The sequence below is a fragment of the Streptomyces sp. 1114.5 genome (genome assembly GCF_003635085.1).
In the GTDB taxonomy this organism is placed as follows: domain Bacteria; phylum Actinomycetota; class Actinomycetes; order Streptomycetales; family Streptomycetaceae; genus Kitasatospora.
The window spans coordinates 1,336,723-1,357,685 of record NZ_RBXE01000001.1; the positions used below are offsets into that span (position 1 = coordinate 1,336,723).

Here is a 20,963-nt window from a genome sequence, read left to right on the forward strand (position 1 = left end):
AGATGACCACCGAAGTTCGCTCGCTCCGCGAGTTCAAGATGCCCGATGTGGGCGAGGGCCTCACCGAGGCCGAGATCCTCAGCTGGTACGTCAAGCCCGGTGACACCGTCACCGACGGGCAGGTCGTCTGCGAGGTGGAGACCGCCAAGGCCGCCGTGGAGCTGCCCATCCCGTTCAACGGGGTGGTCGAGCAGCTGTTCTTCCCCGAGGGCGCGACGGTCGACGTCGGCACCGTGATCATCTCCGTTGCGGTCGCCGGGGAGGCGGGGGCTGCGGCTCCGGCCGCTTCGGCTGCTGCTCCGGCGCCGGTTGCTGCGGCTGCGGCTGCGGTCGCCGTCGCGGAGGAGGAGGTCGTGCCGGAGCGCCGCGAGGTGCTGGTCGGGTACGGCCCGCGCACCGGCGGCACCCAGCGCCGGGCGCGACGGACGACCACCACCAAGGTCGCCGCGACGGCGCCGGCTCCGGCTGCACCTGCTCCGGTCGCCCCGGCTGTTCCTGCTGCGCCGGTCGCTCCGGTCGCTGAAGTTCCCTCCGGGGAAAGGCCGTTGGCGAAGCCTCCGGTGCGCAAGCTGGCCAAGGACCTCGGCGTCGACCTGCGCGCGGTGACGCCGACCGGCCGCGACGGCGTGATCACCCGCGAGGACGTGCACGCGTACGCCGCCGCCCAGGCCGCTCCGGTGGCCCCGGCTGCGGCAGCCCCGGCGGCCCAGGCTGTCGCGGTCGAGGCGGTCGCGGGCGAGGCGGTCGTGGCGCCGGTGCCCGTGCCCACCGCGGGCGACGTCCGGGTGCCGGTCAAGGGCGTCCGCAAGGCGACCGCGCAGGCGATGGTGGCCTCGGCCTTCACCGCCCCGCACGTCACCGAGTTCGTCCAGGTCGACGTGACCCGCACGATGAAGTTCGTCCGCCGGCTCAAGGAGAGCGGCGAGCTGGGCCGGGACGTCCGGGTCAGCCCGCTGCTGATCGTCGCCAAGGCGCTGCTCACCGCGATCAAGCGGCACCCCGAGATCAACGCGCAGTGGGACGAGGCGGCCCAGGAGATCGTCATCAAGGGCCAGGTGAACCTCGGCATCGCCGCGGCCACCCCGCGCGGCCTGATCGTCCCGAACATCAAGGACGCCGGGTCCAAGACCCTGGCGGGGCTGGCCACTTCGCTCGGCGAGCTGGTCGAGACCGCCCGCCAGGGCAAGACCTCCCCGGCCGACATGCAGGGCGGGACGGTCACCATCACCAACGTCGGCGTCTTCGGCGTCGACACCGGCACCCCGATCCTCAACCCGGGTGAGGCCGCCATCCTGGCCTTCGGCGCGGTCCGGGAACTGCCGTGGGTGCACAAGGGCAAGGTCGTCCCGCGCCAGGTCACCACGCTGGCGCTCTCCTTCGACCACCGCCTGGTGGACGGGGAGTTGGGCTCCAAGGTGCTGGCCGACGTGGCCGCCCTGCTGGAGCAGCCGAAGCGCCTGATCACCTGGGGCTGACGTCCCGTCGTCCGGCTCGTCCGGCCTGAGACGGAAGAAGGGGCCCTCCACCGCACTCGCCGTGCGGGGGAGGGCCCCTCCTTCGTGTGCCGGCCCTACCGCCGGGGGCGGAGGCGACGGACGGCGATCAGGACGCCGGCCCCGAGGGCGAGCAGGGCGGCGGAGGAGACGGCGAGGAAGGTGTTGCGGGAGGAGGCGCCGGTGTGGGCCAGCTCGGGGGTGCCGGCGGGCGCGGTGGTGGCCGGCGCGGCGGTGGTCGGTGCGGCGGTCGGGGTCGACGGCTTGGGAGCCTCGGGGGCCGGGGCGGCGTCCTTGGTCCGGTCGGCGGCCGGCTCGGTGTCCTTGGAGGGTGCGGGCTTGGCCGTGGTGGTCGGCTTGGCGGGCGACGCCGGGTGCACGACCTTGACGTCGGTGCTCACGCCCCGGCCCTCGCTCGGCGTGACGGTGACCTGGAGCCCGTCGATGCCCTTGGCCACGTCGGCGGAGAGCCCGACCCGGAAGCGGTAGCGGACGGCGTGACCGTCGGCGAGGGGCCCGCCGGCGGACGGGACGGCGCCGCCGATCGCCGGGTCGCAGCCGTTGTGCAGCGTCACGCGCGTCCACGTGCCGTTCGCCATCACCTCGGCGGTGACCTGCGAGGGCTTCGGGGTGGCCCCCTTCGTGTTGAAGAACGAGATGCCCGGGAAGATCCGGTGGTAGTCGGCGCCGGTCCCGTTGAAGAACTGGACGTCGAACTCCACCTTGGGGCCGCCGGCGGTGATCGCGCCGGGGGCGGCGAGGAACGTGCTGGTGGCGCCCTGGCCGTGCAGTTCGACGGACTGGTCCTGCTCGTCGGCGGCGGAGGGCTTCGCCGGAGCGGTGACGGGGGCGTCGTCCGGGGCGCCGCAGGCCCAGGCGGTGTCGGTGGCGAGGAGCTGGAGGCCGCCGGCGAGGACGGTGGCGGCGGCGAGGGTGGCGATGCGGCGGCGGGCGGAGAAGGCGCGGTCGTTCTTCGCAAAACGGGTGATAACGGACGTACGCATGACGTGACTCCCCAAGGTCATGTGACTGACGGTGTGTTGGTGAAGACGACCGGCTCCGCTCCTCGTGAGCGGAAGCGCCCCCCGGCTCTGCCGGTCTCGCTCTCCGTGCCTTCATCTGTATGGACGCGCATCCCCCGCGGGGGTTGCAGGTGAGTTCAAAAGTTTTTTCGGGAGTCTTCCGGCGGGCTTCGGGATACTGCCGGAATGACGGATGAGCTGACAGTCCGACCGGAGACGGCGCCGGTCGGGAGCGGGGAACGCCGGTCGTTGCGGCGGGACGTGTCGGGGCCGGCGCTGCTGGCGGGGCTGGTGTGCGTCGCGGTGTCCTTCTCGGGGCCGCTGGTGGTGGTGCTCGCGGCGGCGGCCGCCGGACGGCTGGACGCGGCGCACACGGCGTCCTGGATCTGGGCGGTGGCGATCGGCAGCGGGGTGAGCGGCTTCGCGCTGAGCTGGTGGACCCGGACACCGGTGATCACCGCCTGGTCCACCCCGGGAGCCGCGCTGCTGGTGACCAGCCTGGGTGACTACCCGTACCGGGACGCCATCGGCGCGTTCCTGGTGAGCGCGGCGGTGGTGGCCCTGTTCGGGGTGACCGGCTGGTTCGGCCGGCTGATCGCGGCGGTGCCGGTGGGGATCGTGAACGCGATGCTGGCGGGCATCCTGTTCTCCTTCGGCGCCGGGATCTTCGGCGCCGTGCACAGCGCGCCGGTGCTGGTGGTCGGCAGCTTCGCGGCCTTCCTGCTGGCCAAGCGGTTCGCCCCGCGGTACGCCGTGCCGGTCGCGCTGGCGGTCGGCGGGGTGCTGGCGGCGCTCACCGTCGGACTGCCGCTGCACCTCGGCTCGGGCGGGCCGACCGTCCCGGTGCTGACGGTGCCGTCATTCTCCTGGGCCGCCCTGGTGGGGCTGGCGCTGCCGCTCACGATCGTCACGCTGGCCTCGCAGAACGCGCCGGGCCTCGGGGTGATGCGGGCCTTCGGCTACCGGGCGGACGACCGGCTGCTGATCGGCTCGACCGGCGCGGTGTCGATGCTGCTGGCACCGTTCGGCTCGCCCGGGGTGAACCTGGCGGCGATCACGGCGGCGATCTGCTCGGGCCCGGAGGCCCATCCGGACCCGCGCCGCCGGTACGTCGCGGGGATGTCCTCCGGGGTGCTCTACGTGCTGGTGGGCAGCTTCGGCGGGGTGCTGGTGAGCCTGTTCACCGGACTGCCGAAGGAACTGATCGCGGTGATCGCCGGGGTCGCGCTGCTCGCCTCGTTGCAGGGCAGCCTGGCGGCGGCGGTCGCGGCGGAGCGCGGGCGGGACGCGGCAGTGGTGACCTTCCTGGCCAGCGCCTCGGGGATGAGCCTGTTCGGGATCGGCTCGGCCTTCTGGGGGCTGCTCTTCGGGCTGGGCACCCATCTGCTGCTGGACTTCCGGAGGAGCTGAGGAGGAGTAGCCATTGGAGTAGTCATTGGTATGGCATGGATGATCCGCATGGTCCGGGTGGCTCGTATGGCTGGGAGGATGCGGATCGTTCGGCCAGGTCGGTGACATTTGCGGACGCCGGTGGGGGCGACACGCCGGTCCGGGTACGTCTCCGCTCCACCACCCGGGCGACGCCGGGTGACCGGAGCCCCGAGGACGCACCCGAATGCCACCTGGCAACCCTGGCCGTCTCGTTCGGAGTCTGGCCGCGCTCGTGCTGGTGTCCACCGCCGTACTCCCCGCCGCCCTGGAGCTGGTCGGCCCCTCGCCGTTCGGTGTGATCGGCCCCGGGGCCCCGGCCGACCGGGCGGTGCCGCCGCACACCGCCCTCCGCGCCGACCAGCGGATACCCGTCGCCGCCCCCACCGTCGACATACGCCGCACCGGCGACCCGGCCAACCGGATCACCCTGGTCCTGCTCGGCGACGGCTACACGGCCGGCGAACAGGACCTGTTCCGGCAGCAGGCCGACAAGGCCTGGCACGCACTGATGGACATCGAGCCCTTCCGCACCTACCAGGGCTTCTTCAACATAAGGCGGGTCGAGGTCGTCTCCCCGTCCTCCGGGATAGCCGAGACCGAGAGCCGCGGCCGCAACCCGGCCACCCCGCTCGGCATGCACTTCTGGTGCGAGGGCACCGCCCGGCTGCTCTGCGCCGACGAGGCCGCCACCGCCCGCTACGCGGGGGACGGCGCCGGGCCGCAGTACCTGATCGCGCTGGCCAACTCCACGGAGTACGGCGGCGCCGGCGGCACCGGGGTGACCACCCTGGCCGGCGGCAGCCCCGACGCCGGGCGGATCATCCAGCACGAGATCGGGCACACCGTCGGGGACCTCGGCGACGAGTACGACAGCGCCCCGGACGACGCCGACTACCCGAACCTCTCCACCCTCAACGCCGACGACATGCGCAAGAAGCAGACCAAGTGGTGGCGTTGGCTGGGCGCCGAGTCCCCGGACGGCGCCGGCAAGGTCGGGGCGTACCGCAGCGCCAACGGCCTCTACCGGCCCACGCCCGACTCCGTGATGCGCACCCTGGGCAGCGCGTACAACCTGCCCTCGCGCGAGGCGATCGTCGAGGAGCTGTACCGCAAGGTCCGCCCGACCGACCCCCCGCTGCCGTCGCCCGGTGAGGTCACCGGGCGGCCCCGGCTCGATGTCCGCCCGCTGCCGCTGACCGGTCCGCGGCAGCTGAAGGTGGAGTGGAAGGTGAACGGCGTCCCGGTCACGCCGCAGTCCGCCGACGGCTCCTGGCTGGACACCGCGCAGCTGGACCTCCCCGCCGGCCGGACGGCCACCGTGACGGCGACCGTCCGGGACACCACCGACTGGGTACGGGACGAGGGCTTCCGGGACCGCTACATGACCCGGTCGGTGTCCTGGACGCTGACCGGCTGAGGCCGGGGGAGGTCGGTTGCGGCTGGACGCTGACCGGCTGCGGCCCGGGGAGACCGTCACGGGCTCCGGGCGACCGAGCCCCGCCCAGACCATCCGATCATGGGATGACTAGTCTGGGTCGCACTATGCCCGTGGAGCCCGCCCGTTCAGTCCTGCCCCTGTCCGTCCCCGCTCCCCGCACCACTGCCGAGCCCGTTCCGGCCCTCCCGTCGCCGCCCGGTGGCCGCGCGGCCTGGCTGGCCTGGGCCATCGGCGCCAGCGTCTACATCCTGGCCGTCATCCACCGCACCAGCCTCGGGGTGGCCGGCCTGGACGCCGCGGACCGCTTCGGCATCGGCGCCTCGGCGCTCTCCACCTTCTCCATCCTCCAGGTGCTGGTCTACGCGGCCATGCAGATCCCGGTCGGCCTGCTGGTGGACCGCTTCGGGCCGCGCCGGGTGCTGCTGATCGGTATCGTGCTGCTCAGCACCGGCCAGCTGGCCTTCGCGTTCAGCTCCTCCTTCGCCCCCGCACTGGGCTCCCGGGCGGTGCTCGGCTGCGGCGACGCGATGACCTTCATCAGCGTGCTGCGGATCGCCGCCCGCTGGTTCCCGGCCGCGAAGAACCCGTTCGTGGCGCAGCTGACCGGCCTGGCCGGCATGGGCGGCAACCTGATCACCACCGTGGTGCTCGCCGAGGCGTTGCACAGCGAGGGCTGGACGCCCACCTTCACCGCGATCGCGGTGCTGGGCGTCGCGGTGTTCGCGCTGGTCGCCCTCTTCCTGAAGGAGGCGCCGGCGGCTGCCGTACGGCCGGTGGATCAGGTGGCGGCTGCGGCTGCGGCTGCGGCCGTGGCCCGGCCGAAGGTCGGGCGGCAGGTGCTCGCCTGCTGGCGGGAACCGGGTACCCGGCTCGGCCTCTGGGTGCACTTCACCACCCAGTTCCCCGGCAACGCCTTCGGCCTGCTCTGGGGACTGCCCTACCTCGTCGAGGCGCAGGGCATGTCCCGCGCCGGAGCCGGCGGGCTGCTGACCCTGCTGGTGCTCAGCAACATGACCTTCGGCTTCCTCTTCGGGCGACTGCTCTCCGCCTCGGCCCGCGCCCGGATGCCGATCGTGCTCACCACCATCGGGACCACCGCGCTCGGCTGGGCCCTGGTGCTGGCCTGGCCCGGCGGGCACCCGCCGATGTGGCTGCTCGTCGGGATCATCCTGGTCATGGGCAGCAACGGCCCGGCCTCCCTGGTCGGCCTGGACTACGCCCGCTCCCGCAACCCGGCGGAACGCCTCGGCACCGCCTCCGGCATCGTCAACATGGGCGGCTTCATCGGCACGATGATCACGCTCTTCGGCATCGGCGTCCTGCTCGACGCCCTCTCCCCGGCCGGCGCGGGCGCTTACTCGGCCGACGCCTTCCGCTGGGCCTTCTGCTGGCAGTACGTTCCGCTGGCAGTGGGGACGGCGATGATCCTGCGGCTGCGGCGGAAGGTTGCGGCGGCGGCGCCGTAGGGTTCCGGCCTGTGGAAATGCCGCAACCCTCACGTCAAGTGAGGGTTGGCGGTGGCATCAGCGGCCGTACTCCCGCATGAAGGCGGCCATCTGCAACGGTGTCCCGACGAGCCGGGCGCCGTGCAGTTCCGCGTACATCGGTCCGTGCTCCGGAATGGGCTCGGTACTGGGGGCGTGCTGCGCTTCGCGGCGCAGGCGCATCAGGTCCACCAGCTTCAGCTTCGGGCAGCCCGGGACGACCCGGCTGCCCCGGATGCCGACCCGCTCGTCGCTCGGGCAGGCGAAGTACGGGCCGAACGGTGGTCCGCTGTCCTCCTCCCGGCTCGGCAGGTGGAGGATCATTTCCCCGTGCCGGCAGTGGACCGTCCCATCCGAGTGGACGGTCAGGCCGGGCCAGTCCTCGTGGTCGATCTCCGCGACGATCTGCACCTGCTGCCCGATCGCCTCGGCCAGGGTCTCCGCCATCCGCCGCTGCTGGGTGGGGACGTCGGTGTCGCCGCGGCGGATGGAGGGGAGGAGGTCGCGCGCCACCCAGTCCTGGAAGGGCCGGGCATTGGGTTTCCTCGACCTCATGACGAGGAGGTAGAGCCCTGCCTCACTGACGAGGCTCAGCAACGGATTTCCACGGACGGATCCATTCCCACCTGCGGAAACGTCGTATGGGTGAGTTGAACTCACCCATACCGAGCGCATATCGATGGTCCGCTTGTCGTCCGGGCCGACCATCCTGCCGGCCCAACCCGGGCTGCCCCGGTCGAGTACGGCGCACACGTCCTTGATCGCGAACCACGGCACCCCGTCGATCATCACGACCCTGATCGGCTGACCCGTGACCGGGAAGCTCGACCGGACCAGCACCATCGATTTCTCTTCGTCGTCCATAGGGACGTCCTCCTCCTCTTCCGGGTGATGGCAGGACTGCCCGGAACAACGAGGCCGAACAGGTGAGGTGACTGGTGCTGGGTTGACGCATGGGTGCACGAGTGGTGCCGACCCGGCGCGCACTCGTTCGTGCACGCCGGGTGGTGCGCGCCCGGGGACGTCAGATGGTGACGGCGAAGTTGGCGAGCACCCGTTCGGCCAGTTCCTGGTCGCCCTCGGCGGTCACCGGGCCGGGACGGCCGCGGCCGCAGGCGAGCCGGAGGTACGTCTCCCAGTCCATGGTGAGCTGGACGTCGGGGGCCAGGCTGATCGACTCGTCCACGGTGCCGTGGCCGGTGGCGTCGACCCGGACGGTGCGCAGGAACTCGACCGGCCCGGTGACGTCCAGCACCAGGGTCGTCCCGGCCGGGGCGCCGGCCTTGTTGGCGACGGCCTTGGGCAGCAGCTCCAGCAGCAGGTCCCGGGCGATCAGGGCGGCCGGGGCGTCGAGGTTGCCGGGGATGCCCAGGGCGCGACGCAGGTCCTGCTCGTGCGCCCAGACGTCGAAGGCCCGCATCCGCAGCAGCTGGTGGTACGGGACGTCCCTGGCGAGCGGACCGCCCGGCCAGCGCACCGGCTCCTCGGGCGTCTGCTTGGCGTTCCGCAGCGCGCGGGAGCGGCGGATGATCGTGTACTCCAGCTCGCTGGTCATCTCCAGCGCGGTGTGGCAGCGGCGCTTGTCGACGGGCAGTTCGACGTAGCGGGCGAACTCGCTGGCCACGTGGCGCAGGTCACGCGGCAGCGAGTGGATCGGGCGGGGGTCGCCGAGCAGTTCGGACTCGACGGCGATGACGTGCGAGACGACGTCCCGGACGGACCAGCCGGGGCACTCGGTGGCCCGGTTCCAGGAGTCCTCGGGGAGGGGGGCGACCAGCTCCGATATGGACTCGATGCTCTGGGTCCACGCCTCGGTGTAAGCCTGCACGGTCTGGTTGTCCGTCACGGGAATTCTCCGGCCCTCCGTCAGCTTCCTTGCCCGTTCGCGCCCTGCCGTCACGGCCGGCCGGGATGGTCCGGCTTCCGGGCGCGCACGCTAACCGCACGTTACGCTGCCGGGAGACAGCTGGGCAGCGCTTTCGGGTGACGATCGTAGGACTCTTGCCGTGGACGGTGGTACTGTGCGCGCTTCATTGATCCAACTCGCGGTTTCCGACGCCGAGCCGCCCGCCGAACGGCGGGCCAGGGCGGCGGCGTTGGTACGGGCGCAGCAGGGCGCCGACCTGGTGGTGCTGCCGGAGCTGTGGCCGCTCGGCGGTTTCGCGTACGACCTCTGGTCGGACGGCGCGGAGACGCTGGACGGGCCCACCTCGGACGCGATGGCGGCCGCCGCCCGGGCCGCCGGGGTCTGGCTGCACGCGGGGTCGATCGTCGAGCGGGATCCGGACGGGCCGATCTACAACACGTCGATGCTGTTCGCCCCGGACGGCGAGCTGGTGCACACCTACCGCAAGATCCACCGCTTCGGCTTCGACAGCGGTGAGGCGGTGGTGATGGGCGCCGGCCAGGAGATCGTCACCGCGCCGACCGACTTCGCCACGCTGGGCCTGGCCACCTGCTACGACCTGCGCTTCCCGGAGCTGTTCCGGGCGCTGCTGGACGCCGGCGCGCAGCTGCTGGTGGTCCCGGCGGCCTGGCCGGCCAGGCGGCGGGAGCACTGGACGCTGCTGGCCCGGGCGCGGGCGGTGGAGGAGCAGGCGTTCGTGCTGGCCTGCAACACCGCCGGGACGCACGCCGGGGTGGAGCAGGCCGGGCACAGCGTCGTGGTGGACCCGTGGGGCAGGGTGCTGGCCGAGGCGGGGATGACGGAGGAGGTGCTGACGGTCGAGTTCGACCCGGCCGAGGTGGCCAGGGCACGCGAGGAATTCCCGGTGCTGCGGGACCGCCTGCTGGGGATTCCGGCACCGGTCCAGCGCTAGGGACAAGCCCTGGGTGCATCGACCACGGAGGGTTGGTTCGTACCTGGCGCGCACGGGTTTGAGAAGATGAGCACTCGTCGTGTTCCCGCCGGTCCGTGAGGACCGGCCCGGTCGGCCCGCCCGAGGAGGTCGCGCCCATGCCTGGCGACGGTGCAGGCCCCACCCCGCGCCCCGTCATCCACCGCAACAGCCTGCGCGAGCAGATCGCCGGCGCGCTGCGCGAGGAGATGATGGCCGGCCGACTCGAAGCCGGCCGCAACTTCACCGTCAAGGAGATCGCCGAGCTGTACGGCGTCTCCGCGACCCCGGCCCGGGAGGCGCTGGTCGACCTCGGCGCCCAGGGCCTGCTGCGGACCGAGCACCACCGCGGCTTCACCGTGCCCGAGCTGTGCTGGGACGACTTCCTGGAGATCTTCGAGTCCCGGGTGCTGCTCACGGACAGCTTCCACCGCCAGTTCACCACCCGCCGGGCGCTGCCCGACCTCAGCCGGCTGCCCTCGCTGCACCGCCGGGCCGACGCGGCGGTCCGGGCCGCCCGGGCCGGGAACCTGGACGTGATGGTGGGCTGCGACCGCCGCTTCTGGCAGGAGGTCGCCGGGCTGCTCGGCAACCGCCGGATCGCCGACTACCTGGACTGGCTGCGGGTGCAGTCCTGGATGTTCGCCGCCCCCTACCTGCGGGAGGTGTCCACCCTGGCCGGGGTCTGCTGGGACCGCCACCTGGACCTGGTCGGGGCGATCGAGGCGCACGACCTGGCCGGCGCGCACCGGATCATCTGCGAGTACAACCTGTACACGGCCCGGCTGTTGGCGGGGCTGGCCGGGCAGCCGCTGGAGTCGGTGACGGTCCTGGGCCTGCTCACCGAGACGACCGGGACGCCCGGAATGGCCGGGACGGCCGAGGCGACCGGGACGGCGGAGGCGACCGGGGCGCAACAGCCGCCGGCCGCCGAACCCGCCCCGGAGCCTTCGCCCGGGCCCGCGACGTCAGCCACGTCGGAGCCCGAGACCTCGTCCGGGCCGGAGCCCGTGCCCGGTGCGACCGGTGCCGGGCGGGCCCGGCGGGGCGACGAGGTCGGCCGTGAGCTGGGTCGTGAGCTGGGGCTGGGCCTCGGCCTGGTGCCGCAGCCCCGCTCGCTGTCGTACGGCCGGTTCGGCCGCCGGCTGCCCGAACCCGCCCCCGAGGCTCCGCGGGGACGGCCCGACCCGCACGCCGCCCCGGGCCGGTAGGGTGGCGGGCGTCGAACCGGGCGCCCGCGAAAGGGCCGTCCGGGTACCGACCCCCCGCCCCCTGTCGTCGCCCCGCCCCCCGGCGGGCGATCCCCGCCGCCCGGAGAGGAACTGCCGGCCATGGCCTGCGACCTCTGGCTCGTCCCGCTGGTGGACGTGCTGAGCCACAGTCCCGACAACCCCTTCCGGGACGACCTCGCGCTCTACAACGCGGTGTTGACCTCACACGGGCTGCCCCAGGTGCCGGTCTACGAGTACGTCCCGGGCATCAGCGGGGCGGTCGAGCCGATAGCCGCCTTCGACTACGACTCGCTGCACTTCCTGCGCCGCGCCTACCTGTTGGGCCTCACCGGCCTGGACATCACCCCGGTCGACGCGCTCGGCGGCGACTACGAGCAGTTGCTGGAGATGTTCGAGAGCAGCGCCGAACAGTCGCACCTGGTCTGGCACTTCGACCACGCCGGGGCGTACGTGCCGGTCGAGTTCCAGGTGCCGCTGGTGGACGACGCGCTGCTCGCCTCCGGCGGCCCGCTCGGCTCCAGCCACGGGCTGCTGCGCGAACTCCAGGCGGTGGCACCGGCCCTGGGCATCGACCCGCTCAACCCCCCGGACCCGACCCGGCCGCTCGGCCCGACCGGGCTGGAGCAGCCGTTCGGGCCGCCGATCGACGACGTGCACCCCTTCGCCCGCGAGCGGCACGCCTGGTCGGGCCTGTACGCGGCGGCCGCCAGGAGCGTCACCCAGGGGTCGATGATCGTCTTCGCCTGAGCCAGGACGGTCCCCACCGCGGCGCCCTACCGCAGCGGCCCCTCCGGCGGCCGCTGGCGCGGCATCGTGGGCCGGGTGCCCGGCGGCGGCAGCACCCGCACCTGGGCGCCCACCCCCGGTTCGGAGCGCCCGCCCCAGCTGCCGGGGGCCTGGGTGGGCAGCTGGGTCATCGAGGCGCGGAACTCCAGCATCCACTCCGCGGTCTCGGTGCGGACCATGTCCGAGATGTCCTCGCAGAACCGGCGCAGCACGCCCAGGCAGCGCTCGGCGGCCTCGCCCGCGGTGCCCTCGGTCGGGCCGAGCACCTCGCGCACGCACTCCGACGCCCAGTCGAACTGGAAGGCCTCCAGCCGGCGTTGCAGCGCCTGGCCGGTGGAGACGTCCCGCATCCAGCCGGAGGTCAGGCCGAAGGCCCGGTCGGCGCCGTGGCAGGCGGCGGCGAGGGCCAGGCCGACGTAGCCCCAGCCGGTGCCGTGCGCGAAGCTGCCGGCCAGGTCGACCAGCGGGGCGGTCACCCCGGCGACCGCGAAGCCGGCCGTGCCGAACCGCAGCAGGCGCGCCCAGCGGCGCTTCCAGACCCGGTCCCGGCGGTACCACTCGATGGCTTCGACCGCCCGCTCCTCGGACCAGCGGTAGAGCTCCTCCAGTCGCTCGGCGGGCTCGCCCCAGTCCCCGAGCGGGAACTGGCGGGTGCTCAGATCGTTCCGGCGGTGGGTGGCGGCCCGCCGGACGACGGCGGTGGCCGGCGGGTCCTCCTCGCCGATCTCCTTGCCCCAGGCACTCTCCTCGGGCTGCATTTCCGGCTGGCTCACCTGTGGGGCTCCCTGTGGCGGGCGGGCGGCTGGTTCTGGCGGCGCATCGACTGACGTGACGTCTGCCGGTGGTTGTCCAACAGCACTTCTTACCGCCAAATGGCTGACCATGGGGGAGCTTCCCGGTTGATCGTTACGGGTTCGGGCCCCTGGAACCCGAGGTGAGCGGGTTGCGGGGGTCGGCGGGATTTCACTCGTCCGAGCGAGGGCCCGGTGACCCGTGGTCGTGACTCGGGCACCCAGCGTCCACCGGACCCCTCCGGGCTTGGAGGATCCTCCGGCATCGTCGGCGTACGGAGCTGTTCTCCTGGAGGATCAGACGGGACCGGAGGGCGGCCCGAACCGGCCACCGACTACGCTGCCAGGCGTGAAGGTCCTCGTCATCGGCGGCGGCGCCCGCGAACACGCCCTGTGCCGCTCTCTGTCCCAAGATCCCGCCGTGACCGAGCTGCACTGTGCCCCGGGCAATGCCGGGATCGCACAGGTGGCGACGGTCCACCCGGTCGACCAGCTGGACGGTGCGCAGGTCACCGCGCTGGCCCGGCGCCTCGACGCCGCCCTGGTGGTGGTCGGCCCGGAGGCCCCGCTGGTGGCCGGCGTCGCCGACGCCGTGCGCGCGGCCGGCATCCCGGTGTTCGGCCCCTCCGCGGCCGCCGCACGGCTGGAGGGCTCCAAGGCCTTCGCCAAGGACGTGATGGCCGGGGCCGGCGTCCCCACCGCCCGCTCCTACGTCTGCACCACCGCCGCCGAGGCCGCCGAGGCGCTGGACGCCTTCGGCGCCCCGTACGTGGTCAAGGACGACGGGCTGGCCGCCGGCAAGGGCGTCGTGGTCACCTCCGACCGCGAGGCCGCGCTGGCCCACGCCGCCTCCTGCGAGCGCGTGGTCATCGAGGAGTACCTGGACGGCCCCGAGGTCTCGCTGTTCGCGATCACCGACGGCACCACGGTCGTCCCGCTGCAGCCCGCGCAGGACTTCAAGCGCGCGCTGGACGGCGACGAGGGCCCCAACACCGGCGGCATGGGTGCCTACTCGCCGCTGCCCTGGGCGCCCGCCGGGCTGGTCGAGGAGGTCCAGGAGACCGTTCTGCAGCCGACCGTGGACGAGCTGCGCCGCCGCGGCACCGAGTTCTCCGGCCTGCTCTACGCGGGCCTCGCGCTCACCTCGCGCGGCACCCGGGTGATCGAGTTCAACGCCCGCTTCGGCGACCCGGAGACCCAGGTCGTGCTGGCTCGGCTGCGCACCCCGCTGGCCGGCGTGCTGCTGGCCGCCGCCACCGGCACCCTGGGCCAGCTGGAGCCGCTGCGGTGGGACGAGGGCGCGGCCGTCACCGTGGTCGTCGCCTCCGAGGGCTACCCGGCCGCGCCGCGCACCGGTGACCCGATCGAGGGACTGGCCGAGGCCGAGGCGGACGGCACCGCGTTCGTGCTGCACGCCGGGACGAAGGCCGGCGCGGACGGCGAGGTGCTGAGCGCCGGCGGCCGCGTGCTGTCGGTCACCGCGACCGGCGCCGACCTGGCCGAGGCGCGCGAGCGTGCGTACGCCGCTGTGGACCGGATCAGCCTCAAGGGCGGTCAGCACCGCACCGACATCGCGCTGAAGGCGGCCACCGCGTAGGGAAGTTAGGCCGTACCGAGGCCGCTCGGAGGGCGCTGCGGACCGTGGGAACCAACCCCCATGGACGCAGCGCCCGCGGCGTTTCGGGGCTGGAGTGGCTCCGGGGACGGGCGAACCGTTCGGCCGTCGTATTCCAGCCCATCGGGTGACAGCACCCGCATCCGGCTGACGCAACCGGCCGCCCGGCCTTATGGTGCGCTGGATCGCAGCGCGCGGGGCCCGCGCGCCGGGGTCGCCGCCGGGTAGCGGCGCCTCCGCGGGGGGATGCTGGACGGCGTCCGGCCGGGTGGTCGCCCGGGTGCTTCGCACCGGACCGGTCGCGGGCGTCCGGAATCCGGGCGGCGTCACCGGGACGAGTGGAAACCGGGGCGATCCGGAACGACCACCCGGACCGGGGCGTCGAAAATGTCAGTAGCGCCACGCAGCATGCACTACCGGGTTCGGACGCCTCCGCTTCCCGGTCGGAACTGATCGTTTCGAGTCGGCTCAGGGCCCGTTTCCGGGCGCCCGAGGGCTCCGAAGGGGGTGCCGCACCGTATGGCCGCTGTCGACACCGCACGCGCTCATGCCCAGGCGGTCCTGCGGGTCCGGGGCCGCGCGCTGGCCGCCGCCGTCCTGCCCGCCGCCGTGGCGGTGGTCCTGCTCGCAGGCCGGTTCACCGGCCGGATCGGCGCGCCCGGCGCCGCCGACGCCGCCGGCTGGGACGCCGCCCGCTGGGCGGTCTGCGCGGTCGCCGCGCTGACCGTGCTGATCGCCGGAGTGACCGCCCGCGCCCTGCGGCGGGCCGAGCCGCCCAGGACCCCGGCCGTCCCGCTGGACCGCGCCGAGGCCCCCGAGCTGTACCGGCTGATCGACGAACTGGCCGACCGCCTGGACGTCCCCGCACCCTCCGCCGTCGCCCTCACCCCGGACTGCGACAGCTGGCTGGAGGACGTCCCGCCGACGCGCCGGCCGGGCCGGCTGCAGCCGCACTCCGAGCCGCCGGCTCCGGTACTGGTGATCGGCTCGCCCTTCCTCTGGTGGATGCGGTCCGGCGAGCTGCGGGCCCTGCTCGCCCCCGTGGTGGCCGGCACCGCGGCCTCCGCCGACCCGGAGATCGCCGCCGCCCGCCGCTTCCTGCGCAGCCTGGACGCCTGTCTGGACTCCGGCGCGGGCGCGGCCCCCGGCCTCGGCGGCGGCACCCTGGCAGCCCCGCCCCGGCCGCCCCGGCGCGGTCCGGCCGGCCTCGCCGACCGGGTCAGCCGCCGGATCACCCGCCGGCTGCTCGGCGCCTGCCGCGGCCACTCCGCCGAGCTGGAGCGCTCCGTCGCGGGCTGGGCCTCCGAGCAGGCCAGGACGGTCGACTACGGTCTGCGGATCGCCGCCCAGGAGCAAGTCGGCCTCGCCTACGCGGGCTGGGACCGGCTGCTCACCCGGGTCGCGCTGCCCGCCTGGCGGCTCGGCCGCCACCCCGTCCACCTCAACGCCGGCGTGGTCGCCGCGCTCACCGAGCTGTCCCGCCGTGACCGGCTGGCCGACGGCTACGGCACCCGGCTCGGCGACCGCCCCGCCTGCGACCTGCTGGAGGAGCCCGGCACCGTCGACCGGGCGGTCTCCCGGCTCGCCGCCGAGCTGTTCTTCGGCCGCCCGGCGGCCGGCTCCTGGCACGAGCTGGAGTGGGCCGACTACCCGGCCGAGGTGGTGGACGCCGGCTGGCGGGCGGGCGCCGCCACCCTGCAGTCCGCCCTGGACCGGCTCGCCCCGCAGTCCCGCCCCGGCTCCCCGACCCTCACCCGGCTGCTGGTCCGGCTCGCCGAGGGCGACGGCGAGCAGCTGGCCGCCACCCTCGCCGCCCAGCTGGCCCGCACCACCGCCCCGGCCCCGCTGCTCGAACCCGACCGCACCGGCCGCGACCTGCTGGTCGACCACGTCACCGCGATGGTCTGCTGCGCGGCCGTGGACAGTGCCGGCGGCGCCCCCGGCCTGGACTGGCTGGACGGCCCGGTGCTGCTGCTCGGCGGGGTCCGCCGCACCGACCTGGCCGGCCCGGTGGCCCAGGCCGTCGAGCAGGGCCAGGACGGCCCGCTGCGCGCCTGGCTGGACGCCGCCGACGTCCGTCTGGAGAAACCCGTCCGCCTGTGACCGGCGGGACGGCGCTCGACACCGGCGTACGCGCCCCCGGACGATTCGCCCGCCGGTCGTCGTCGCAGGCCGGAGGCCGTCCCCGGGAGGCACGCCAGATTCCCCGCACCAATTGCCACCGGAGGGTGACGGAGCACCAGCACTCTGTGGTGTATTGGACCGCACGCACATCCGGGGGGCACGTGCCAACCGGGCCTCGGGAGGCGGGCGAGGAGTCACGGAAGTGCACCTGGAGGGGCGCGTGGGCACCGAACTCAACCGCCGCTGGGAGTCCGGAACGCACGCCTACAGCGTCTCCGACCCCTTCGGCCAGGGCCCGCTGCCCTGGCTGCGCAGCCCGGACCAGTACCTGGCCGGCGCGGAGGGCGCCGTCCCCTGGTACGTCTCGGTGGACGCGCCCGGCCAGCAGCCGCTGACCGCCGGTGCCCGCCCCAAGCCGCCGGTCGGCACCCCGCAGAGCTCCAACGACGTGGACCAGCAGATCAAGGGCTTCGCCTCGGCCGGAGTGGTCCGCCCCGGCGGCTCGGTGGACTTCCGGGTCACCGTCAACCCGCCCCGCGAGTTCACCGTGGACGTCTACCGGATCGGCCACTACGGCGGCGACGGCGCCCACAAGATGACGTCCAGCCCGAGCATCGCCGGCCTCGCCCAGCCCGCCCCGTTGGTGGTCGACCGGACGGTCTCCTGCCACCACTGGTGGCACTCCTGGCGGCTGCAGGTCCCGGTGCACTGGAAGCCCGGCGCGTACGTCGCCGTGCTGACCACCGTGGACATGCTGCACCGCAGCCACATCCCGTTCACCGTCCGGGACTTCGACGACCAGGGGCACACCGCCGAGCTGCTCCTGGTGCTCCCGGACGTGACCTGGCAGGCGTACAACCTGTTCCCCGAGGACGGCCGCACCGGCGCCAGCCTCTACCACGCCTGGGACGGCCGGGGCGGCCTGGTCGGCGAACCGGAGGCGGCCGTCACCGTCTCCTTCGACCGCCCGCACGCCACCGCCGGGCTGCCGCTGCACGTCGGCCACGCGTACGACTTCATCCGCTGGGCCGAGCGCTACGGCTACGACCTCTCCTACGCCACCGCCACCGACCTGCACGCCGGCCTGGTCGATCCGTCCCGGCACCGGGCTCTGGTCTTCCCCGGCCACGACGAGTACTGGTCCGAGCCGATGCGCCGGGCCGCCGAGCGGGCCAGGGACGGCGGCACCTCGCTGGTGTTCCTCTCCGCCAACACCATGTACTGGCGGGTCGAGCTGACCGCCGCCGCCTCCGGCGAGCCCAACCGGCTGCTCAACTGCCGCAAGCGGCAGAAGGTGGGCCCCGGCAGCCCGGCCGCGGGCGCGGCCGGCGCGGCCAGCGCGCTGTGGCGGGACGCCGGCGAGCCCGAGCAGCACCTGCTCGGCGTGCAGTACTCGGGCCGGGTCGCCGCGCCCGTCCCGCTGGTCGCGCGGCACACCGCGCACTGGCTCTGGGACGGCACCGGCCTGCAGGAGGGCGACGAGCTGCCCGGCCTGGTCGCCGGCGAGGCCGACCGCTACTACCCCAAGGTCGCGCTGCCCGAGCACACCGAGCGGGTGCTGCTGGCGCACTCGCCGTACCGGGACCTGGCCGGGCGCACCCGCTACCAGGAGACCTCGCTGTACCGGGCGCCCAGCGGCGCGTACGTCTTCGCGGCCGGCACCTTCGCCTGGTCGCCCGCACTGGGCCGCCCCGGCCTGACCGACGAACGGATCCAGCGGGCCACCGCCAACCTCCTCGACCGGCTCTGCAAGAACTAGGGTTCGCGGGTCGTGAAAGACTGCGGGGGCAGTGACCTCCCCTTTCGCCGTGCCCCACGCCCGCGAACGACCCCTGAGGACTGAACACCTTGAGCGGATTTGTCACCAAGCCCGAGCCGGTCCAGGTACCCGGCCTGGTCCACCTGCACACCGGCAAGGTGCGCGACCTCTACCGCAACGAGTCGGGCGAGCTGGTCATGGTGGCCAGCGACCGGATGTCCGCCCACGACTGGGTGCTGCCGAACGAGATCCCCGACAAGGGCCGGGTCCTCACCCAGCTGTCGCTGTGGTGGTTCGAGCGGATCGCCGACATCGTCCCCAACCACGTGATCTCCACCGAGGTCCCGGCCGGCGCCCCCGCCGACTGGAAGGGCCGCACGCTGATCTGCAAGAGCCTGGACATGATCCCGGTCGAGGCGGTCGCCCGCGGCTACCTGGCCGGCTCCGGCCTGGCCGAGTACCAGGAGAGCCGCACGGTCTGCGGCATCGCCCTGCCCGAGGGCCTGGAGAACAGCTCCGAGCTGCCCGCCCCGATCTACACCCCGGCCCTCAAGGCCGAGGTCGGCGAGCACGACGAGAACGTCTCGTACGAGGAGACCGCCCGCCGGATCGGCGCCGAGCCGGCCGCCCGGCTGCGCCGCACCACGCTGGACGTGTACGCCCGCGCCCGGGACATCGCCCGCGAGCGCGGCATCATCCTGGCCGACACCAAGTTCGAGTTCGGCCTGCTGGACGGCGAGCTGGTGATCGGCGACGAGGTGCTCACCCCGGACTCCTCCCGCTACTGGCCGGCCGACCAGTGGCAGCCGGGCCGCTCGCAGCCGTCCTTCGACAAGCAGCTGATCCGCGACTGGCTGGTCTCCCCGGCCTCCGGCTGGGACCGCTACAGCGAGCAGCCGCCGCCGGAGCTGCCCGCCGAGCTGGTCGAGCAGACCCGGGCCAAGTACATCGAGGTCTACGAGCTGCTGACCGGCACCACCTGGCAGTGATCCCGCGTCGCCCGCGGGCAGGGCTCAGATCCAGCCGTGCTCGCGGGCGATCCGCACCGCCGCGTGCCGGTTCTCCGCGCCCAGCTTGGTGGCCGCCGAGGACAGGTAGTTGCGGACGGTGCCCTGGGAGAGCGAGGCCCGCTCGGCGATCTCGGCGATCGAGGTGCCGTCGGCGGCCAGCTCCAGGACGTCCGTCTCGCGCGGGGTCAGCGGGGTCTCCCCGGCGCTGATCGCGTCCGCCGCCAGCTCCGGGTCCACGTACCGGCCGCCGGACCGTACGGTGCGGATGATGCCGGCCAGGTCCGCCGCCGAGACGGTCTTGGGCAGGAAGCCGCGCACCCCGACCTCCAGCGCCCGCTTCAGGTAGCCGGGGCGGCCGTGGCCGGTGACGATCATGCAGCGGCAGTCCGGCAGCAGCAGCCGCAGCCCGGCGGCCACCTCGATGCCGTCCTTTCCGGGCATCTGCAGGTCCAGCACCGCGACGTCCGGCCGGTGCGACTGCGCCATCGCCAGCGCCTCCGGCCCGGAACCGGCCTGGGCGACCACCTCGATGTCGTCCTCCAGCGAGAGCAGCGCGGCCAGCGCGCCCCGGATCAGGTGCTCGTCGTCGGCGAGCAGGACGCGGACGGGCGCGGTCTCGGTCATCGCGGGGCCTCTCCGGGGTGCAGCGGGACGGTGGCGAGCATCCGGAAGGTGCCCGCCTCGGCGGCCGGGACGGTCAGCTCCCCGTCGTGGGCGGCGAGCCGTTCGCGCAGGCCGCGCAGCCCGGTGCCGCTGCCCTGGGAGGGGAGCGGTACGGCGGGCACCCCGTCATTCTCCAGCTCCAGCACCGCCCGTCCGCCCTCCTGCCGCAGCCGGATCAGGCAGCGGCCGGCCTCGCTGTGCCGCAGCACGTTGGTGGTGGCCTCGCGGATCACCCAGCCGAACACCGACTGCACCGGCGGCGGCAGTTCGTCGACGCGCTCGCCGAGGTCGATCTCGCAGACGACGTCGGCGGAGCGCAGCACCGCCCGGGCACCGATCGCCTCGGCGTGCAGGTCGGCGGTGCGGTAGCCGCGGATGACGTCCCGGACCTCGCGCTGCGACTCCTGGGCGATCCGCTGCACCTCGGCCATCTGCTCGGCGGCCTCCGGGCGCCCGCGGCGGGCGAGCTGTACGGCGAGTTCGCTCTTCAGCGCGATGGTGGTGAGGTTGCGGCCCATCACGTCGTGCAGGTCGCGGGAGAAGCGCAGCCGTTCCTCGGCGACGGCCAGCCGGGACTGCGCCTCGCGGGCGCCGTCGAGCTCCCAGATCACCGAGACCAGCCAGGCGAAGCTGCGGCAGCTCCCCCCGACGAAGGCCATGCTGACCGCCACGGCGATCAGGAAGCCGCAGGCCATGGCGAGGTCGAGCCCGGCTGCCAGGGCGGCGGCGCCGACCGCCAGCAGCATGCCCAGCCCGGTGAGGGCGGCTCGGCCGGGGGTCAGGCCCACGCAGGCCGGGCCGAAGGAGAAGACCAGCAGGTAACCGACGACCACCAGGGTGAAGGGCGGTCCGGCCGGGTTCTCCGCCCCGCCGGCGGACGGCCCGAGCAGCAGGACCGCCCAGGAGCCCGCCACCGTGAGGCCGGCGGCGGTCGCGATCCACCGGGTGCGGCCGACGGGCCGCTTCAGGTACCGGTCGAGGGCGGTGCGGTAGGCCCGCAGCAGCACCAGGGTCGAGGCGAGTCCGACGAGCAGGGAGACCCGGATCGCGGAGATGGTGTGCTCGTCGGCGTCCTTGGCGGCGCTCCCGGCCGCGACCAGGACGCCCGGCAGCTGGAACAGTGCCATCAGGTAGAGCGACCAGCGCAGGTAGAACTCGGTGCGCCGGGGTTTGCTGAGGCGCTTCCAGCTCCGCAGCGGTGACCGCATTTCCATCTGTTCCGCCCCCAGTTCGACCACGATCATGCTTTCGACCATGATCCGCTGCTGCCTTCATATC

General features: G+C 73.8%; 17 protein-coding genes. 11 read left to right on the forward strand and 6 right to left on the reverse strand.

The window, feature by feature from the left end; translation table 11 throughout:
• Positions 1-2 precede the first annotated feature (2 nt).
• The gene (locus BX285_RS05745) at positions 3-1,475 is read left to right on the forward strand and encodes a dihydrolipoamide acetyltransferase family protein (protein ID WP_121174608.1); all 1,473 of its coding nucleotides are present in this window, start codon (positions 3-5) and stop codon (positions 1,473-1,475) included.
• Between the two features lie 95 nt (positions 1,476-1,570).
• On the opposite strand, the gene BX285_RS05750 is transcribed toward BX285_RS05745, so the two are convergent.
• A complete protein-coding gene (locus tag BX285_RS05750; protein ID WP_121174609.1) occupies positions 1,571-2,497 on the reverse strand; it encodes a hypothetical protein in 927 nt (308 codons plus the stop codon).
• A 204-nt stretch (positions 2,498-2,701) separates the two neighbouring features.
• On the opposite strand from BX285_RS05750, the gene BX285_RS05755 reads away from it, so the two are divergent.
• The 3 genes from BX285_RS05755 (at position 2,702) to BX285_RS05765 (ending at position 6,850) form a co-directional block, all read left to right on the forward strand.
• The gene (locus tag BX285_RS05755) at positions 2,702-3,925 is read left to right on the forward strand and encodes a benzoate/H(+) symporter BenE family transporter (protein ID WP_097236968.1); all 1,224 of its coding nucleotides are present in this window, start codon (positions 2,702-2,704) and stop codon (positions 3,923-3,925) included.
• Positions 3,926-4,184: 259 nt separating this feature from the next.
• Positions 4,185-5,363: a M64 family metallopeptidase gene (locus BX285_RS05760; RefSeq protein WP_179852807.1), complete on the forward strand. Its 1,179-nt coding sequence runs from the start codon at positions 4,185-4,187 to the stop codon at positions 5,361-5,363.
• Between the two features lie 125 nt (positions 5,364-5,488).
• Positions 5,489-6,850 carry a nitrate/nitrite transporter gene (locus BX285_RS05765; protein WP_121174610.1) on the forward strand — a complete coding sequence of 454 codons (1,362 nt, stop codon included), beginning with the start codon at positions 5,489-5,491 and terminating at the stop codon, positions 6,848-6,850.
• A 57-nt stretch (positions 6,851-6,907) separates the two neighbouring features.
• Here the strand turns inward: BX285_RS05765 and BX285_RS05770 are convergent, their stop codons facing one another.
• Complete coding sequence (locus tag BX285_RS05770) at positions 6,908-7,732, reverse strand: Bro-N domain-containing protein (RefSeq protein WP_121174611.1); 825 nt, start codon at positions 7,730-7,732, stop codon at positions 6,908-6,910.
• A 160-nt stretch (positions 7,733-7,892) separates the two neighbouring features.
• Positions 7,893-8,714 (reverse strand): maleylpyruvate isomerase family mycothiol-dependent enzyme, encoded by an 822-nt coding sequence (locus BX285_RS05775; RefSeq protein ID WP_097236972.1) that lies wholly within the window; start codon positions 8,712-8,714, stop codon positions 7,893-7,895.
• 175 nt (positions 8,715-8,889) lie between these two features.
• Here BX285_RS05775 and BX285_RS05780 point away from each other — a divergent pair, with 175 nt between their 5' ends.
• The 3 genes from BX285_RS05780 (at position 8,890) to BX285_RS05790 (ending at position 11,684) form a co-directional block, all read left to right on the forward strand.
• On the forward strand, positions 8,890-9,687 hold the full coding sequence (locus tag BX285_RS05780; protein WP_097236973.1) for a carbon-nitrogen family hydrolase: 798 nt from the start codon (positions 8,890-8,892) through the stop codon (positions 9,685-9,687).
• 137 nt (positions 9,688-9,824) lie between these two features.
• Complete coding sequence (locus BX285_RS39130; protein ID WP_179852808.1) at positions 9,825-10,916, forward strand: GntR family transcriptional regulator; 1,092 nt, start codon at positions 9,825-9,827, stop codon at positions 10,914-10,916.
• Positions 10,917-11,036: 120 nt separating this feature from the next.
• Positions 11,037-11,684 carry a hypothetical protein gene (locus BX285_RS05790; RefSeq protein WP_097236974.1) on the forward strand — a complete coding sequence of 216 codons (648 nt, stop codon included), beginning with the start codon at positions 11,037-11,039 and terminating at the stop codon, positions 11,682-11,684.
• Positions 11,685-11,710: 26 nt separating this feature from the next.
• Here BX285_RS05790 and BX285_RS05795 read toward each other — a convergent pair whose 3' ends face one another.
• Entirely contained in the window at positions 11,711-12,496 is a 786-nt protein-coding gene (locus BX285_RS05795) for an SLATT domain-containing protein (protein WP_257032511.1), read from the reverse strand.
• 367 nt (positions 12,497-12,863) lie between these two features.
• On the opposite strand from BX285_RS05795, the gene purD reads away from it, so the two are divergent.
• From purD to BX285_RS05815, 4 genes are all read left to right on the forward strand, one after another.
• Positions 12,864-14,111, forward strand: a complete 1,248-nt coding sequence (gene purD, locus BX285_RS05800; RefSeq protein WP_097236976.1) for a phosphoribosylamine--glycine ligase — start codon at positions 12,864-12,866, stop codon at positions 14,109-14,111.
• Between the two features lie 537 nt (positions 14,112-14,648).
• A complete protein-coding gene (locus tag BX285_RS05805) occupies positions 14,649-16,232 on the forward strand; it encodes a hypothetical protein (protein ID WP_097236977.1) in 1,584 nt (527 codons plus the stop codon).
• A gap of 241 nt (positions 16,233-16,473) precedes the next feature.
• A complete protein-coding gene (locus tag BX285_RS05810) occupies positions 16,474-18,012 on the forward strand; it encodes a N,N-dimethylformamidase beta subunit family domain-containing protein (RefSeq protein ID WP_097240114.1) in 1,539 nt (512 codons plus the stop codon).
• An 89-nt stretch (positions 18,013-18,101) separates the two neighbouring features.
• Positions 18,102-19,001 carry a phosphoribosylaminoimidazolesuccinocarboxamide synthase gene (locus BX285_RS05815; RefSeq protein WP_097236978.1) on the forward strand — a complete coding sequence of 300 codons (900 nt, stop codon included), beginning with the start codon at positions 18,102-18,104 and terminating at the stop codon, positions 18,999-19,001.
• 24 nt (positions 19,002-19,025) lie between these two features.
• Here BX285_RS05815 and BX285_RS05820 read toward each other — a convergent pair whose 3' ends face one another.
• Both BX285_RS05820 and BX285_RS05825 read right to left on the reverse strand, forming a co-directional pair.
• On the reverse strand, positions 19,026-19,646 hold the full coding sequence (locus BX285_RS05820; RefSeq protein WP_121174612.1) for a response regulator transcription factor: 621 nt from the start codon (positions 19,644-19,646) through the stop codon (positions 19,026-19,028).
• Positions 19,643-20,941 (reverse strand): sensor histidine kinase, encoded by a 1,299-nt coding sequence (locus BX285_RS05825; RefSeq protein ID WP_259470442.1) that lies wholly within the window; start codon positions 20,939-20,941, stop codon positions 19,643-19,645. Before BX285_RS05825 ends, BX285_RS05820 begins: the two co-directional genes overlap by 4 nt.
• Between the last annotated feature and the right edge of the window lie 22 nt (positions 20,942-20,963).